Annotated in this window: 13 protein-coding genes and 1 pseudogene; 10 read left to right on the top strand and 4 right to left on the bottom strand. The window is 70.4% G+C overall.

Annotated elements, in window-relative coordinates:
* Nucleotides 1-629 precede the first annotated feature (629 nt).
* Together ABZY57_RS28205 and ABZY57_RS28200 are read right to left on the bottom strand one after the other, a co-directional pair.
* A complete protein-coding gene (locus ABZY57_RS28205; protein WP_356516611.1) occupies nt 630-1076 on the bottom strand; it encodes a transposase in 447 nt (148 codons plus the stop codon).
* Nucleotides 1077-1103: 27 nt separating this feature from the next.
* Complete coding sequence (locus ABZY57_RS28200) at nt 1104-1487, bottom strand: helix-turn-helix domain-containing protein (protein ID WP_356516613.1); 384 nt, start codon at nt 1485-1487, stop codon at nt 1104-1106.
* On the opposite strand from ABZY57_RS28200, the pseudogene ABZY57_RS28195 reads away from it, so the two are divergent.
* From ABZY57_RS28195 to ABZY57_RS28185, 3 genes and pseudogenes are all read left to right on the top strand, one after another.
* Nucleotides 1481-1594 (top strand): annotated as a pseudogene (locus tag ABZY57_RS28195) (WXG100 family type VII secretion target); the annotation flags it as partial. The gene ABZY57_RS28200 and the pseudogene ABZY57_RS28195 sit on opposite strands and share 7 nt — an antisense overlap.
* Nucleotides 1594-2013 (top strand): hypothetical protein, encoded by a 420-nt coding sequence (locus ABZY57_RS28190; protein WP_356516609.1) that lies wholly within the window; start codon nt 1594-1596, stop codon nt 2011-2013. The pseudogene ABZY57_RS28195 and the gene ABZY57_RS28190, both read left to right, overlap by 1 nt.
* A gap of 17 nt (nt 2014-2030) precedes the next feature.
* The gene (locus tag ABZY57_RS28185) at nt 2031-2213 is read left to right on the top strand and encodes an SHOCT domain-containing protein (protein WP_356516607.1); all 183 of its coding nucleotides are present in this window, start codon (nt 2031-2033) and stop codon (nt 2211-2213) included.
* 81 nt (nt 2214-2294) lie between these two features.
* Here ABZY57_RS28185 and ABZY57_RS28180 read toward each other — a convergent pair whose 3' ends face one another.
* On the bottom strand, nt 2295-3188 hold the full coding sequence (locus ABZY57_RS28180) for a hypothetical protein (RefSeq protein ID WP_356516605.1): 894 nt from the start codon (nt 3186-3188) through the stop codon (nt 2295-2297).
* Between the two features lie 1174 nt (nt 3189-4362).
* A complete protein-coding gene (locus ABZY57_RS28175) occupies nt 4363-4830 on the bottom strand; it encodes a hypothetical protein (protein ID WP_356516603.1) in 468 nt (155 codons plus the stop codon).
* Nucleotides 4831-5545: 715 nt separating this feature from the next.
* On the opposite strand from ABZY57_RS28175, the gene ABZY57_RS28170 reads away from it, so the two are divergent.
* From ABZY57_RS28170 to ABZY57_RS28140, 7 genes are all read left to right on the top strand, one after another.
* Nucleotides 5546-7240, top strand: coding sequence for an alkaline phosphatase D family protein (locus tag ABZY57_RS28170; protein WP_356516601.1), 1695 nt, complete (start codon nt 5546-5548; stop codon nt 7238-7240).
* Nucleotides 7241-7893: 653 nt separating this feature from the next.
* Nucleotides 7894-9015: a serine hydrolase domain-containing protein gene (locus ABZY57_RS28165; protein ID WP_356516599.1), complete on the top strand. Its 1122-nt coding sequence runs from the start codon at nt 7894-7896 to the stop codon at nt 9013-9015.
* Nucleotides 9016-9413: 398 nt separating this feature from the next.
* Nucleotides 9414-10043, top strand: coding sequence for a class I SAM-dependent methyltransferase (locus tag ABZY57_RS28160; protein WP_356516597.1), 630 nt, complete (start codon nt 9414-9416; stop codon nt 10041-10043).
* A gap of 695 nt (nt 10044-10738) precedes the next feature.
* Entirely contained in the window at nt 10739-11422 is a 684-nt protein-coding gene (locus tag ABZY57_RS28155; protein WP_356516595.1) for a hypothetical protein, read from the top strand.
* A 350-nt stretch (nt 11423-11772) separates the two neighbouring features.
* Nucleotides 11773-12924, top strand: a complete 1152-nt coding sequence (locus ABZY57_RS28150) for a S1 family peptidase (protein WP_356516593.1) — start codon at nt 11773-11775, stop codon at nt 12922-12924.
* 584 nt (nt 12925-13508) lie between these two features.
* Entirely contained in the window at nt 13509-14768 is a 1260-nt protein-coding gene (locus tag ABZY57_RS28145) for a family 16 glycosylhydrolase (RefSeq protein WP_356516591.1), read from the top strand.
* A gap of 131 nt (nt 14769-14899) precedes the next feature.
* A complete protein-coding gene (locus ABZY57_RS28140) occupies nt 14900-16543 on the top strand; it encodes a beta-1,3-glucanase family protein (protein ID WP_356516589.1) in 1644 nt (547 codons plus the stop codon).
* Nucleotides 16544-16633 lie beyond the last annotated feature (90 nt).

Here is a 16633-nt window from a genome sequence, read left to right as displayed (position 1 = left end):
GGGCACACTGCCCCCAGGACGCCGACCAGACTTCCCGGCACACCGCGCGCCAGCTCCTGACGCGTTCTTTACACCGTATCCGCCAGGCGGGAGGCTGTCTGCCCCGTACCTCAGCGCATGATCACCTTGGTGTCGGGTTGTGATCATCGTTGCCGGGAGGCACACCAACAAGCGGCGACGGTCGCCGCGATCATCGCCCCGGCGGCTATCAGCCCCGGCCGCTGCCCCGGCGTGGCGTAGAGCGCAGCTCCGGTGATCGTGAGGATCGTGCCCACCACGAAGAGCGGGGAAAGGGGACAGCGCCGAAACCGACGGGTTGCTGCCGGGCGCCGGCACGGCCGGCTCGGGACCAGACGGCTCATACGGGGCTCCTGCCAGGAAACACTCTCGACCGACGTAGCCTCCCACGCGCCGTTGGGGGTCCCCGCGCACCAGCATTTCAGGGCGGTCCTCGACGTCCGCGGCCGCGAGGGCGAACACCCCGGGCCATGCGCCTCCCCGCAGCACGGCCTCGCGCATGTGCTGCACGTGGACGTCGACGCTACGCCCGGCGAGCGCGAGGGCGCCGCGGGCGGGCTGCTCCTTCCCCGCGCGGCGGCGGTCGCGGTAGGCCTGGGCGCAGATCCGTCTTACTGATCCTTTCGTAAGTTCGGTGGGTGTGGTGGGTGGATGGTCAGGCCGGTGTGGGCGAGGAATGACCATGGCAGTTGTGGGTGGGTGTTGATGCGGTGGATGCCTTGCTCGGTGGCGTCGGCGACATCGGCGAGGTGGTCTCCGGCGAGGTTGGCGAGTTCACGCCTTTTGAGCGAGGACCACAGCAGTTCCACCGGGTTCAGCTCGCGAGCACGGGCGGGTAATCGTTCCAGGGCGAGCCAGTCCTGTTCGGCGACCCAGGCCCGCATCGCCCGGCTCCCGTGAGCGGACAGGCCGTACCAGACCAGAACCACCCGCTCGCCGCGGTAGAACACCTTCATCTGCTCCAGGACCTCGATGAGCCCGGCGGTGTCGTAGCTGCCGGGCTTGAGGTGGAAGCACGGGCGGGCCCCGCGATCGGGGTCGGTGGAGTGGTAACCCAAGGCAGGCCATCGACGCGCGCTTCCAGTTCAGCCGGTGCCGCAGGAGCGGAGTCCGCCCTCGGGGCGAGTAGGTGCGGCTGATCTGAGGGAACAGGGAGCCCCCGTTGCCCGGGTGACGGCCGCGCCGACTCGTTCCAGGGTCCACAGATCGGCCTCGAAACCATGCGCCTGGGCGCCTTGCTCCAACGCGGCCCGGACCATCTCGAGCTGGGTTTCGTCCAGCTCGGGTGGGCGTCCGGTGGCTGCCCGTCGCCGGAGGGCCGAAGCACCGCCTTGCTCCCACACCCGCCGCCGACGCCGGACACTCCCGGCACACACCCCCACCGCCCGCGCGATCTCCGCATTCGAGACGCCGTCCTCGAACAACTCGACTGCCCGAACACGACGCGCCTCCGCCAACTGAGGCCGCACAGGACCTTGCAGCCGCCCGGGCCTGGCTGCACGACATCGTCGTCAACGGCCACCTCACCTACGCCTCCGCCCACCGGGCCGTCCTGCGCGGCTGGGGAGCCGCCTGATGGCCGCCCCTCCCCCTCCCTCCGCCAACGGGGGTTTCGACGTCCAGCCGGTGCACGTCCAGCACGCGGCCGCCCTGGTGAAGGGCGCCCAGTTCGCGCACGGCGAGCGGGCGGCCGTCCTCGTGGACGTGCTGAACAAGTACAACCAGTCCGCCGGGGCGGGCCGGGGCGCGGACGCGTTCGCGGACGCCTACGGGGAGCTGGCCGCGAAGTTCCTCGAAGCGTGGGGCCGCAGCGTGGTCAGTGCCGGCGCCGCCGTCGGCCTCAACGAAACCGCCAACCACTACGTACTCGCCGAATGGGAGGGCAGGACATCACCGCGACACGGTCGAGATCGACTACGCCGATGTCCACGTTGTTCAACATCGCATGGGATGCCGCGAGAACGACGGGGCCATCGGCGACTCGCCTCTACGTGATCGCCCGTGGACGTGGAATGGGCGAACGCGAATTGAAGCACGCCCAGCGGAACGAGGAGCAGTTCCTCTCCTACGTGCGCCAGAGCGCCGGAGCCGGCAGCGCGGCGGAGGAACTGTCCCGGCTCGCCGAGCTCAAGAACCGCGGCGAGATCACGGCAGCCGAGTTCCAGCAGGCCGAGAACAAAGTCCTCACGGCCTGATCGGGGCGCAGTGACCGGACTGAGGTGGGGTCATCGTGGAGCAGTTCGAGACGACCATGCGTCCGACCGTTTCCTCCCCTGTCAGGGGCAGGCGCCGACCGGGTCATCGTGGACGAGGGCGCAGACCATCTGTGCGCCGCGTCGGTGATCGGGGTACTTCGCGAGCAGCTCGGCCTTGAAGTCGTTCCACTGGCGCGTGAGCTCGGCGGTGGCGCCGGCTGTCGCGTGGCGGAAGTTGTCACCCGTCCTGGACCGGGCCGATGCGGCGGTGTCCTTGTTCAGGGCACGGTTGTGGGCGACGTGCCCATCACAGTCGGCGAGCTTGACCCCGGTGGAATCGATGTCGGTGTAGCAGCCGGTGGCAAGGTCCGCAGGGATACGCTCACGGGCGTCGCGGGTCCAGTCGGCGTCCTTCATGGCGCTGTAGCGGCGGATGTCGAGGAACGGTGCGACGTCGGTACGTTCCAGGCCGGGCGGGTTGTCGAGGCCGACCGGGCCGGGCGCGGGCCGATCGCTCCAGTTGGAGTGCGCATAGAAGTCCTCGATCTGGTGCCAGCCGCGGCCGAGCTGTTCGAGGACGGCGCACTTGGCCCGCCCGGGCTTCCCGTCCCACGTGCAGTGCGAGGACAGGTCGCTCTGGTCGGCGCGCACCTTGCCGTCAGCGTCGACGAGGCCGTCGGCGGCCTCGACCGCGTTGCGGAAGCGGGTGACGGAGGTGCGGAGACACGCGAGGAGCTCGGTGGTGGCCTCGTACCGGGTGCGGGGGTAGTCGGGGGCGTAGCGGGGGGCAAGGTAGTCGGCGTTGTCGCAGTGCAAGGGGCCGACGTCGAAGTACGGGGGATGGTCGTTGGCATTGATCGCCCCGGCGCGGGCGTCGGCCATCTCGGTCAGTGTGATGGGCTCCCAGGGCAGTGCGGCCCGGGTGATGTCCTCGTGGTTGTCACCGGTGAAGGCGTGGGCGGGGCCCGTCGGCACGGTGGCCAGGACGGCCGTCAGGAGGGATGCGAGAGCCGTGCAGGACGTTCGGGGCAGGCCTGGCGGCATCGGGCGTCGACGGCTCCCGGAGCCCTCCTGGTCGGCACCCGCACGGGAGCCGCTCGACGGGGATCCCGGTCCGAGGCCGGACGCGGAGGCCTTCGAACGTCTCTCCGGCCGCGAGAGCACAACCATGCCTCCATGCTGCGCGTCCGCACCCGACTCCGCATTCACGGTCTCTTTCATGGCCCTGAAATGCGACTCCTGGCCTCCGGCTCCGCCTCGCACATCAGCGCTCTTGAGACGATCTTCCGGCGTTGCTGGTTGATCTGGCCGCCAGGGATCAGAACCGCTGGGGTGTCCATCGGACACAGCCCCACGCGGCGAGGCGAACACCCCGGACCGTACGCCTCCCTGCAGCACAGCCTCGCGCATGTTCCGCAGGTGGACGTCGACGCTACGCCCGGCAAGAGCGAAGGCGCCGCGGGCAGGCTGGGCCTTCCCCGCGCGGCGGCGGTCACGGTACGCCTGGGCGCACATCCGTCTCCGTGCGGCGCTCAGATCGTGAGCGCGGCACGGCAAGGTGGAAGTAGTCGGCTCTGCCGCCGGCTGCCAATCGGCGGTGAGACCGCGGACGTGAACCACGGGCGACGGACGGGACGCGCGACGGGGCCAAGCGTCCTACGGATGATATTGCGGGCGCCCCGGCGGCTCACAGGCCCCCGCGCTCTGGGCTCTGAAGCCGAAGGCAGCGGGCGAGGATGCGCCGGCCGGTCCGGAGGGTGTGGCGTGTGGTTGCCGTACGGCGCGAACTGCCCCGTGGCCTGCGCCAGACGGCCAGGACACAGGTTCGGTGACGTGTGGGGTGCCGACACCGATGTGGCCGTGGCACACGGGAGAGGTGAGGACCTCGCGAACCTGGCGATGACCGCGGGCCCGTCTCCGGTTCGGAGACGGGCCCGCGGCTTCCGGGACGGGAGTCAGCACGATGCGCTGAACCCGTTCGAGACAAGCTCAAGGAGGACCGTGGCGCGGAGGAAGCCCCCGAAGGCCGGCACGGACGCCGCCGACGCTGGGGAGACCGTCGTGGATACCGCCTCCCCAGGCGCATCGCCCGCTCTCAGCGCCGGGATCCGCCCCTGCCCTCGGGACTAGGCGGGAGCCGTCAGCGTGATCAGCAGGAGATGGTGACCTCGTGGACGACCGGGTTGGCCGTCCAGGGGAACGACGCCACGGCGAAGGTGCCGCGAATGGTCGAGCCGCAGGGGACCGTGGTGGTCGCGCCGGGCACCTTGATGGTCGTGGCGGTGAAGATGACCCGGCTGTTGCGGGTATCGGGCGAGCCGCTGCCCACGATCTCGGACGTCACCGACGTGATGAGGTCCTTCGGGGCGGGCGCCGGGCTGCCGGGAGAGGGCGGGCCGGCGAGGGAGACCGTGCCGTAGAACTCGACCGAGTTGCCGGTGATGCCGGCGCACACTCTGGTGGCAAGAGCGGCCTGGAGACCGGTGCTGCCGCAGGAGGTGACGGTGGCGGTGGAGGTGGAGGTGGCACTCTGCTCAGTGCTGGCGGCGCCTGCCGGGGCAACAGTCAAGACGGTCAGACCTGCGAAGGCTGCGGTGATGAGGGCAAGACGATTCATTCGACTTCTCCTTGTCTGGTGGCCGCTCGGGCTTACCCGAACCGCTCATGACATGTGACATTGCACATTGCACATGGACGCAAGGTGTTCGGTTCGTTAACGAAGGGCCCACCGTTTGCGACGTTTCCACTTCCCATGGACTGTCGCCCAGTCACCTCCTGTGCGAGTGAGGGCGGTCGAACCGCCGACCTGTCCGTCGGTCGAGGTCGCGCACCCCCGTTGGCAGCGCTGGCGTCGCCGCGTCCAACCCGTCCGATGCGTGCGTCCTGGCTGGCGAGGTCGACGAACCAGGTACAACAGAAGGGGCTCCGCCTCGGGCGTACACGCCTACGCGGCGCGGGCCGGGGCGCCTTGCACGACGTGATCAGCAGTCATCTCGGTCGCGATCGAGCGCCGCAAATCCCGTGCGCCTACCTTCTGCGGCACCAGATGGGTTCGAATACCCCGCGTAGTGGTAAACCGCGGTCGCCTGGGGAGCGAAGCACGTCGTGGACCGCGTGCGCAGGGGCGTCGAGCATCCCGGCGCGCTCACCGCCTTCCAGCAGGCGAAGGTCGGGCGCCTCGCAGTCGGTCGCCGAGGAGGTCCGGCAGCCGATCCGCCCTCGGCATCGACCGCGGCACTGAGGTTCGGCGGCACCGTTCCCCGAAGCAGGCCAGCGAGTACTGTACAGAGCGGCCGTTCTGTACCGTGCGGAGCACCGGAAGGGGACTCCTGATGGCCGTTCTGAGGCTGGGCCCGCTCCTGCGACACGTGGACTGGGAGTCGGGCACGAGCGCGACGGTTTGGGTCGAGACCGACCAGGCGTGCACGGCGGAGGTCCGGTGCCCGGACGGCGGCGGTGGTTCGGCTCCCACGTTCCGCGTCGCCGGTCACCACTACGCACTGGTGGTCGTGACCGGGCTTGCCCCTGGGTCCGCCACAACGTACGAGGTGCTGCTCGACGGCGAGCGGGTCTGGCCCCTCGCGGACTCGCCCCAGCCACCCAGTACCATCCACACGCCGCCGGTCCCGGCGCCGGGCGCGGTGGTCGCGTTCGGCTCGTGCCGGTGGGCGGCGCCCGCTGTGGGCGAGCCCGATCCGATGGGCCCCGATGTCCTCGACACCCTCTCCGCCCGGCTCGCCGCCGACCCGCAGGCCGAGCGTCCGGACGTTCTCCTCCTCCTCGGCGACCAGGTGTACGCCGACGAGACGTCCGCCGACACCCACGCCTGGATCGCCCGGCATCGGCGGGCCGCCGGCACCGGCTCCGCCGCCCCGCCGGACCAGGTCGCCGACTACGAGGAGTACAGCCACCTCTACGACGAGTCCTGGGGCGACCCCGAACTGCGCTGGTTGCTCTCGACCGTACCCAGCTGCATGATCTTCGACGATCACGACGTCATCGACGACTGGAACACCAGCGCCGCCTGGGTAGCGGAGATGCGGGCAACGTCGTGGTGGCGCGAGCGGATCACCAGCGGCCTGATGTCCTACTGGGTTTACCAACACCTCGGGAACCTCTCCCCTGCCGAGCTCGCCAAGGACGAGCTGTACGCGGCGGTACTGGCCGCCGGCGACGGCACGGAGGTACTGCGCGCCTTCGCCGAACGCGCCGACGCCGACCCGGCGACGGTGCGCTGGAGCTACCGCAGGGACTTCGGCCGCACCCGGCTGCTGATGGTCGACACCCGGGCCGCGCGGGTGCTGGAGGAGCAGCACCGGGCGATGCTGGACGCCGAGGAGGCGGCCTGGCTGCGGACGCAGGCGTTGGACGATCCCGGCGGTGTGGACCACCTGCTGGTAGGCACCTCGCTCCCATGGCTGCTGCCCTCGATGGTCCACTTCGCGGAGGGCTGGCACGCGGCGCTCTGCCGGGGCGAACGCGGACCGCGCTGGGCGCGCTTCGGTGAGTGGCTGCGCCGGCGGGCGGACCTGGAGCACTGGGCGGCGTTCACCTCGTCGTTCGAAAGGCTGACGGAGACGGTCGCCGAGGCGGGGAGGGCCGAGGCTGCCCCGGCGACCGTGTGCGTGCTCTCCGGGGACGTGCACCACGCGTATGTGGCGGAGCCCGTCTGGACCACCGGAAAGCAACCGAACTCCCGCATCTTCCAGTTCACCTGCTCACCCCTGCACAACTCCGTGCCGAGGGCTATGAGGGTTGGGTTCCGTTTCGGCTGGAGCCGGTTCGCCAAGGGGATCGGACATCTCCTCGCCCGCCACGGACGGGTCGCGAGACCCGCAGTCCGGTGGGAACGCACCGGCGGACCGTGGTTCGGCAACCAATTGATGACGCTGACACTGCGCGGACGTACGGCGCGGCTGCGGCTGGAGACGGCCTCGGCAGGTGGCAAGCCGGGGCGCCGCGGGACCGACCGCGCGGGAGCGCGACTCGTAGGCGTCCTCGACCGAAGACTGACCGACGGAAGTTGACGCCCCGGCGGACGATGCTGCAGCACCGCCTGGGCGGGTACGGCCGGCAGGGCCACGGTGCAGGCTGCGCAGTGTCGGACCAGGGCGGGGACGCGGCGCTTCTGGAGCGGTGATGCTGCGCAGCGCTTAGTGGAGTCGGGTTTCCAGCAGCCGGACGGAGCCAAGGGTCCTTGCCGACGTCCAGGCCGAGGAAGACGTCGATGTCTCCGGTGTCGATCACGTGCGGGCCCCTCCGCTCACGCTTTCGTCCGGCCTTGCCTCGGCACCGAGCTGCCACATCCACGGTACGGAGAGGTCTTCCGGATCGGGCGAAGCCGGTGCGCAGCCCCCTCATCAGCGGTCCGTCGATGCCCTCGGGACCGGTGACACCACCCCTCGGATCGCCCCGAAGGCCGGAGGTCCCGTTGCCGAGCCACGAAAAACGTATCGGGGGGTATCCCCACCTTCAAGCGGGTGGTTGGCGGTATCCCGGGTCCGGACCTTGATCGAAAATACTGGGTCCAGATCAAGTCGTCACCTACCAGCGACAGGAGTTCTTCGTGTACGAGCACGGACACGCAGGCACCGGGTCACGTACCTCCACGAGGGGCGGCCACAGCCGCGGGGAGCGCAGGTTGCGGGTCGCTGCCGTCGGGGCGGTTGCCACGGTCGTGATGAGCGCCGCTCTGCCGGCGTCGGCTGCCGGCACCCCGGACGCTTCGGCGGCACGCGGCGGGCACGCGGCCACCCAGGCGGCCCTGGACTCGGTCGTCCAGGACGGGGCGCCAGGGGGCATCGTGCTCGCCGAGCAGGGACACGACACCTGGGCGGGACATGCGGGCACTGCGGATCTGGCAACCGGCCGCAAGCCGCGCGCCGATGACCGCTTCCGGGTCGGCTCGATCACCAAGACGTTCGTGGCCGTGGTGATGCTCCAGTTGGCGGAGGAGAAGAAGCTGAGCCTGGACGACACGGTGGACCACTGGCTGCCGGGCTTGGTGCAGGGCAACGGGAACGACGGCAGCAAGATCAGGCTACGGCAGATCCTCAACCACACCAGCGGCATCTACAGCTACACCGACGACGAGGACTTCAAGCGCAAGGAGTTCGGCACCGGCTTCCTCAAGCACCGCTACGACACGTGGACGCCCCGCCAGATCGTCCGGCTCGCCATGACACACCGGCCGGTCTTTGCCGCCGGCGACGACTGGAGCTACTCGGACACCAACTACGTCATCGCCTCCATGGTGATCCAGAAGGCCACCGGCCACTCCTACGCCCACGAGATCGAGCAGCGCATCCTGAGCCCCCTGCACCTGGCGTCCACCAGTCTGCCGGGCACCCGCGCCCGCGTCCCCGGACCCAGCGGACGCGCCTACTCAAAACTGACCGGAGAGCTCGCCGGCCCGGGAGAGCCGAACAGCGCGATCTACGACGTCACGGAACTCAACCCCTCCTTCGCGGGCGCCGCCGGAGAGATGATCTCCAACAACCACGACCTCAACCGGTTCTACCGGGCCCTGTTCTCCGGTCGGCTCCTGAAGGAGCCTCAGCTGAGGGAGATGATGACGACCGTCTCGATCAAGAACATGCCCACCTTCTCCTACGGCCTGGGACTGATGAGGATGACATTGTCGTGCGGCACCGAGGTATGGGGGCACAACGGCGGCATTCAAGGCTCCATCTCGCAGACCATGGCGACGCCAGACGGAGATCACGTGCTGTCACTGAACTTCAACGGCGATTGGAACATCCACGAACAGCGGCTCGTCGACGCAGAATTCTGCGGTGCCTGACCTGACGCGGGGATCTTGCAGGCCGGGTCAGTCCTGCCCCGCTCCCCCACCGGTCCTGCGCCGGTTGCTCGGTCCGGGTGCTCAGCAGCCGACGCAACGCCACGCCCGCATCCGAGGCTCAGCCACGGCGGAACAGACCTCTCTGCGGACAAGCCGGATCGTAAGCCGCTGACCACTCCGCAGCCCGCTCCACACAGGCCGCCGCCGAAACCCTCAGGTCAGGCAGCGCGATCCTGCGAGGGGGTGCCGACAGCGGAGTCCGCCTGGCTACAGGCCGAGCTTCTCGTTCTCCGCGCGACGTCAGGTCACCCAGCACAGCTACGGCGTTGAAACGGGAGAGCCGGGGTGCCCGGGCGAGGCGGCCGGTAACGTGGCAACAGCCGACACGAGGAGGGGACATGACCCGACGCAAGAGCGCGGCCGAGGTGTTCGACGCGCTGGGTGAGCGGTACGAGGACCTTTTCGGGTCCGTGCCCGCGCAGTTGAAGGCCCTGGAATGGCTCGTGGAACGGCTGCCATCCGGAGCTCAGGTGCTGGACGTGGGCAGCGGCACCGGCAGGCCCACGGCGGAGGTGCTCGTCCGTGCCGGGCACTCCGTGACCGGAATCGACGTTTCGGCGGCCATGGTCGAGACGGCCCGTGCGCGGGTCCCGGGGGCGCGTTTCGAGCAGGCCGACGTTCGCACGTACGTGCCGCGGGCGGCCGGTTTCGACGCCGTCTGCTCCTTTTTCCCCCTTCTGGTCATGGACCAGTCCGACATCGCGGCCGCACTCGACCGGATGGCGTCCTGGATCGTGCCGGGCGGCTACCTCGTGCTGGCCACGGTCCCGGGCGACATCCGGGGGCTGGACATCGAGTGGATGGGCCATCCGGTGACCGTCAGCAGCCTGTCCGCGGACCAGCACCTGCGGCAGCTGAGGGAAGCCGGCCTCGAAGTGCTCCACCACCACACGTCGTCCTTCGTACCCGCGGATCCCCTCGCCGGGCCCGAGGAGCACTTCTTCTGCTTTGCGACACGACCCGCCTGACCCTGCGCAGGTCTCCCAGCCGAATGCGGGTACGGGTACTCCTGCGGGTACGGCGGTGGCCGGTCCCCGGGTGACCCGGAGCCCGCTGCTGCGGAGTGGGGACGAGCCCGTGTCGCGCCGAGCAGGACGCGGTGCGTGACCGCGCGGTCCCCTGATCCGAACGCGCCGAACGTCGGCGAAGGTGCCCCGCAGGCAGGCCGAGCGCCAGTCATGAGCCGCTGCCACCGCATAGTCCCGGGGCCCCGGCGTACCCTCCGCCAGGGACTTTGGGCCCTCAGCCGATTCGCCACGCCCGCACGCGCTCGGGCCGGGAACAAGGCGGGGCACTCCCCCGTGCCCGCTGCTCTGCACCGGGACGGCGCCGGCCACCGCACGACCCAGCCCGGTCCGCCGTGCCGCGCGTCGATCGGCCCCTTCCCCCGCCAGGCAAATTCCACTCCCCGGGGCTCTCGCCGCCGGCCTCCACTGATGGCACCATCAGCTCAGGCGGTGCCGACGTCCGGTACCGAGGTTCTGGGGTCAACATGAACATCCGGCTCCCACTCTGCCGACTCACCCAGCTCTTCGTGGCGGCAGCCACGTTGGGTGCGCTGACCGCTTGCAGCGGCTCCGGGGGGCAAGCGCCCCCGCGGCCATCCCCTTCCGTCGTGCCGGGCACGTCCTCGGCGCTCTCCGCAGCTCCGACCGCACCCAGCGTGCCCGCTACCACCCCCCGTACGCCCGCGCCCACTGCGCCCGGGTCCGACGCAGGCACGCCGCCACTCGGCTCCGCATTCCAGCCCCTGTGGCCGTTCACCACGTTCGCCCAGGCCGAGGCCTGGCAGCAGAAGTACCGATCCGGGGGCCACCAGCCCTGGCATCTCGACCCGGAGCGGACCGCGCTCGCCTTCACCCAGGGATACCTCGGTTTCAAGGACGTCGGCCGGGTGACCCAGCGCACCGTCACTGGCCGCGACGCGCGTATCGGCGTCGGCTTGAACCTGCCCCCTGGCGCCGAGGGCTACAGAAGCACGGTCGCGGTCATCCACCTCGTACGGTACGGCGCCGGCCCGGATGCCCCCTGGGAAGTGGTGGGCACCGACGACACGACGTTCTCACTGACCGCTCCCGCATACGGATCAGCCGTGCGCTCCCCGATAAGGGCTGGCGGCCGGATCAGCGGTGTGGACGAGAGCATCCGTGTGGACGTGCGCCAACCCTCGTCCACGGCCCCGATCGGCGCCTCCTGCTGCATTCCGGCCGGCGGAAACGCGCAGCCCTGGAACACGACCGTGTCGTTCACCGGCGCCAGTGACCCGGTCCTGACCGTCGTCGCGTCCACCGGCGGGCACATCTCCGATGTCGAGCGCTTCACGGTGACGGCGGTGCGAACCGGCTGACGCGGGGCCTTGGGCGCAAGACGCGGAAGACGTCGAACCAGACCCTCCTCGCCGTCCTCGCGAGCGATGCCAACGGCACCATGGCCAGGACGAGTTTCTCCGCGCGGCTGACTTCCTGTGCATGCCGCCGATCGAGGCGTCGGGCTGCCAACCGCAGGGCACCTCGCCCTGTGCGTGTACGTAGCGCGGTCCCACCGGGGCGGACGGGGATCCCTCCGGCGCCGGGCGCGGGTTCACCGCGGACGAACCGCATTTTGGTATGGACCTGACAATGATGGTGGGCTAGCGTAACGCCCGACACTCTGTGAGAGCGCTCTCAAGCGCTCGAATCCCCCACTCCAGGAGGTCTCATGACACTCACCACCCCCTTACGCGGCGCCGTCGCCGCCCTACTCCTGACCGTCGCTCTGGGCGCCGCCCACGTCGGCGCGGCGAGCGCCGCCCCGCTGCCGGAACCCGCCGCGGCGCCGTCCGCCACGGCCGGACTGCTAGACGCGATGCGCCGGGACCTCGGGCTCACCGCTTCCCAGGCGGAGGAGCGGCTGAGCGCGGAAAAGGCCGCCGCGGCCGTGGAGAAGACCGCACGGCAAGCCGCGGGCGGTGCGTACGGCGGCTCGTGGTTCGAGCCGTCCACCGGCCGGCTCGTCGTCGCGGTGACCGGCCGCGCGGAGGAATCCGAGGTCCGGGCCCTGGGCGCCGACACCCGGCTCGTCCGGCACAGCGCCGCCGCGCTGGACCGTACCAAAGCACGCCTGGATTCACTGCGCGCCCCCACCGGCGTGGCCGGCTGGCACGTCGACCCACGGACCAACAGCGTCGTCGTCACTGTCATCCGCACCGAGCGGGAAGCCCCCGCCGTACGGGACTTCGTCGACCGGGCCCGGGCCGACGGCCCCGTCACCGTCGCCGAGACGGCGCAGACGCCCCGTACGTACGCCGCGGGCACGGTCGGCGGCGACCCGTACTACACCGGCAACGTGCGATGCTCGATCGGCTTCTCCGTGTACGGAGGCTTCGTGACGGCAGGGCACTGCGCGCAGGCGGGGGCCGCCGTGCGCGGCTGGGACGGGTCCGCGATGGGCATCTTCCAGGGCTCCTCGTTCCCCGGCAACGACTACGCCTACGTCGGCATCCACAGCGGCTGGTGGACCGTACCGGTGGTGCTCGGCTGGGGCACCGTCCCGGACGAGCTGGTACGCGGCTCCGCCGAGGCACCCGTGGGCGCCTCGATCTGCCGGTCGGGATCCACGACGCGCTGGCACTGCGGCAGCATCCTCGCCAAGAACGAGACCGTGAACTACAGCCAGGGCGCCGTCTACCAGATGACAAAGACCAGCGTCTGCGCCGAGGGAGGCGACTCCGGCGGGTCATTCCTCAGCGGCGACCAGGCCCAGGGCGTCACCTCCGGCGGCTGGGGCAACTGCTCGTCCGGCGGCCAGACGTGGTTCCAGCCGATCAACGAGATCCTCGGCCGGTACGGCCTGACGCTGCACACGGCCTGACACCGCACGCCACTTGACGCCGACCACGCCTGAAACCGCCACGGCGCCCGGGTCCTTCCGGGTCTGAGTACCCGGAAGGACCCGTCCGCACGGCTTCCCGTCGGGGCCGGCGGCGCCTCTCGTCGGGCGAGCGGCGTCGCGGACGTTCGGTGTCGCGGACGTTCGGTGTCGCGGACCAGGGCCGCTACGCCGGTCGACGGACTGCGCGGCGCCGGACACCCGTTCACGGACGAGGAACCGTTCGCCGGGGCCGCTTTCGCGGCCGGGAGCACACGGCCTCGACGGCCGTGCCGCGTACCCGCGAGCGACCGCCCGGCCGACGAACACCGGGTCGCGACTCGCCCCCTCTGCATCAAGCCAGCCTTAAGAGAGCGTTAAGTCGGGGCTCGCCGGAGATAACCGCAGGTCAGATGCGTGCGAGGAGTAACGCCCCACGTTGCCATGACGGTTACCCCTCCGTAATACTCACTGCCTCGGCACGCCGTTGCGTCACACCTGAGAGCGCTCTCGGATCACTACGCCATGACTGGGCGTGCCCCAGCCGCCACCCCTCTCCATTTCCCCCAAGACAAGGAACCGTGCCCATGGCCGCAGTTCATCGCGCACGTCGCCGCTCCTTCGGCGGAGCAGCGCTCCTCCTCACCATCGCCCTGGTCGCGGCGGTGCTCCTGTCCTTCACCGGCTCCGTCACCCCGCACGCCGGTGCCGCAGTCGTCGCACAGACCTGGTCCGACGAGTTCGACGGCGCGGCCGGCCGCGCTCCCGACGCCGCCAAGTGGACTCTGGAGACCGGCGGTTCGGGCTTCGGCAACCACGAACTGCAGTACTACACCAACAGCACCTCGAACGCCGCGCTCGACGGCCAGGGCAACCTGGTCATCACCGCGAGGAAGAACACCGACGCGGGCCTCGGCTGCTGGTACGGGCAGTGCCAGTACACCTCGGCCCGGCTGAACACCGCCAAGACCTTCACCCAGGCGTACGGCCGCTTCGAGGCCCGCATCAAGATCCCGCGCGGCCAGGGCATCTGGCCCGCCTTCTGGATGCTCGGCAACGACCTCGGTAGCGTGGGCTGGCCGGGCAGCGGCGAGATCGACATCATGGAGAACATCGGCCGCGAACCCAATACCGTGCACGGCACGGTGCACGGCCCCGGCTACTCCGGAGCGGGCGGCCTCGGCGCCGCCTACAGCCTGCCCGGCGGCCGCGCCTTCGCCGACGACTTCCACGTGTTCGCCGTCGACTGGAGCCCGAACTCCCTCGTCTGGTCGGTGGACGGCACCACGTACAAGACCCTCACGCCGGCCGACACCGGCGGCAAGAAGTGGGTCTTCGACCACCCGTTCTTCGTCATCCTCAATCTGGCGGTCGGTGGCGACTGGCCCGGCAGCCCGGACGCCTCCACGTCCTTCCCTCAGACGATGACCGTCGACTACGTCCGCGCCTCCTCCGCCGGCACCCCCGCCGCACGCCCGATCCGTGGCATCGGCGGCATGTGCGTCGACGTCGCCGGCGGCTCCGACGCCGACCGCACCCCCATCCAGCTGCACGACTGCACCGCCAGCGCGGCCCAGCAGTGGACCATCGGCGGCGACGGCACCGTCCGCGCCCTCGGCAAGTGCCTGGACGTCGCGGGCGGCTCCGCCGCCGACGGCGCCGTCGTGCAGCTCTACACCTGCAACGGCACCAACGCCCAGAAGTGGACGTACACCGCCGCCCGCGACCTCACCAACACCGGTGCCAACAAGTGCCTGGACGCCAAGGGCAATTCCTCTGCCGACGGCACCCGGCTGCAGACCTGGACCTGCACCGGCGCGGCCAACCAGAAGTGGACGGTCGGCTGACCCTCCCACCCCACCGCCTTCCCTCCTCCCCCGCCTCTGTGTCCGACCGCTCCCCACCCCCTCACGAAGAACGGACCCCCACCGTGACGGCTCGCCACCAGCGAACGATGCCCCGCAGAAAACTCCTCGCCGTGACAGCGGGCCTGGCCCTGGCGGTACCCGCCGTGGCCACATGGCTCGAGGTGAGCGCCAACGCGACCACCACCGCCACGCTCCCCCTCGACCTGGTCAACACCACCGGCAGCAACACGGTGTACGCCTACGTAGTCGGCCGCGACCCGGCGGCCGGCGGCAACTGGGCCTTCATCCAGGCCGACGGCTCCAGCTTGTACCACCCGCCGGCCCCGGCCAACGATCAGACCCCGCTCGGGGCCGACTGCGCCATCCCGCTCAACGCGTCCGGCGCCGGGGCGCGGAGGGTGACCCTGCCGCGACTGGACAGCGGCCGGATCTACTTCTCGGTCGGCGCGAAGCTGACCTTCCTGGTGAACCGCGGTGGCGGTCTGGCCCTGCCCTCGGTGAGCAACCCCACCGACCCCAACGCGAACGTCACTCACGACTTCTGCGAATTCACCTTCAACAGCGACCAGTTGTACGCGAACATCACGTTCGTCGACATGGTCTCCCTGCCGATCGCCTTCCAGTTGGAGACCGGGCAGGGCATCCAGACGGTGCGCGGGCTACCCGCCGACGGCCTGTCCCGGGTCGCCGCCGCGCTGCGGGCCCAGTCCGCCGCCGACGGCAGCGACTGGAGCAAACTCATCGTCACCGCGGGCGGCCGCGACCTGCGCGCACTCAGCCCCAACCTGGCGATACGCGGCAACAGCGGCTTGTTCCGGGGCTACTTCGACGGCTACGTCGACGAGGTGTGGAACAAGTACCGCTCCACCGACCTGCGCATCGACACCCAGTTCACCTGGGGAACCGTCACCGGCCGGGTGAACGGCGATGTCCTCTCCTTCCCCGGAGTCGGCAGCTTCGCCAAGCCGTCGACCCTCTCGATCTTCTCCTGCAGCGACGCGCCCTTCACCACGGGCAACGACCTGATGGGCAATCTCAGCGCACGGCTGGCCGCCGCCTTCAACCGCACCACCCTGCTGGACAACCCCTACCAGCCGACCGCCGAGAACCCGGCCGCCTTCTACACCCGGCCGCGCACCAACCACTACGCCCGCATCCTGCACAACACCACCCCCGACCACCTCGGGTACGCCTTCCCGTACGACGACGTGCACCCGGCCGGAGTCGACTTCGAGGGCAAGGTGCAGTCCGGCAGTCCAGGCCGTTGGACCATCACCGTCGGCGGTGTGGCCGGCGGCGGTGGCACGCCGAGCCCGACGCCGACCGCCACCGCCCCGGGTGGCGGGGGCAGCGCGTTCAGCACCATCCAGGCCGAGGCGTTCAACGCCCAGTCCGGAGCACAGGTCGAGGCCTGCTCCGACAACGGCGGCGGGTCCGACGTCGGCCATCTCTCCAACGGTGACTGGCTCAAGTTCTCGGCCGTTGCTTTCGGCTCCACCGGCGCCACCCGCTTCAACGCCCGCGTCGCCTCCGGCGCCGCCGGCGGAGTCAGCGGCCTGGTCCAAGTCCGCCTCGACAGCCCCACGGCCACCCCGGTCGGCGGTTTCGCCGTCGCCAACACCGGAGGCTGGCAGGCCTGGCGCACCGTCCCCGCCGACATCGGCCGCACCACCGGGACCCACGACGTCTATCTGACCTTCGACAGCGGCCAGCCCGCCGACTTCGTCAACGTCAACTGGTTCTCCTTCGCCTGAACTCCCGTCGGTCCGGGTCATCAGGTGACGACCGCGACACCGTCGCCTGGAACGCTCCGCCCGCCGCCGCCTCCCTCCAGCTCCTCGCCT

The sequence above is a fragment of the Streptomyces sp. NPDC006450 genome, assembly GCF_040612195.1.
Taxonomy (GTDB): Bacteria; Actinomycetota; Actinomycetes; order Streptomycetales; family Streptomycetaceae; genus Streptomyces.
Note: the sequence above shows the minus strand (reverse complement) of the source record. Positions and strands in the feature narration are given on the sequence as shown.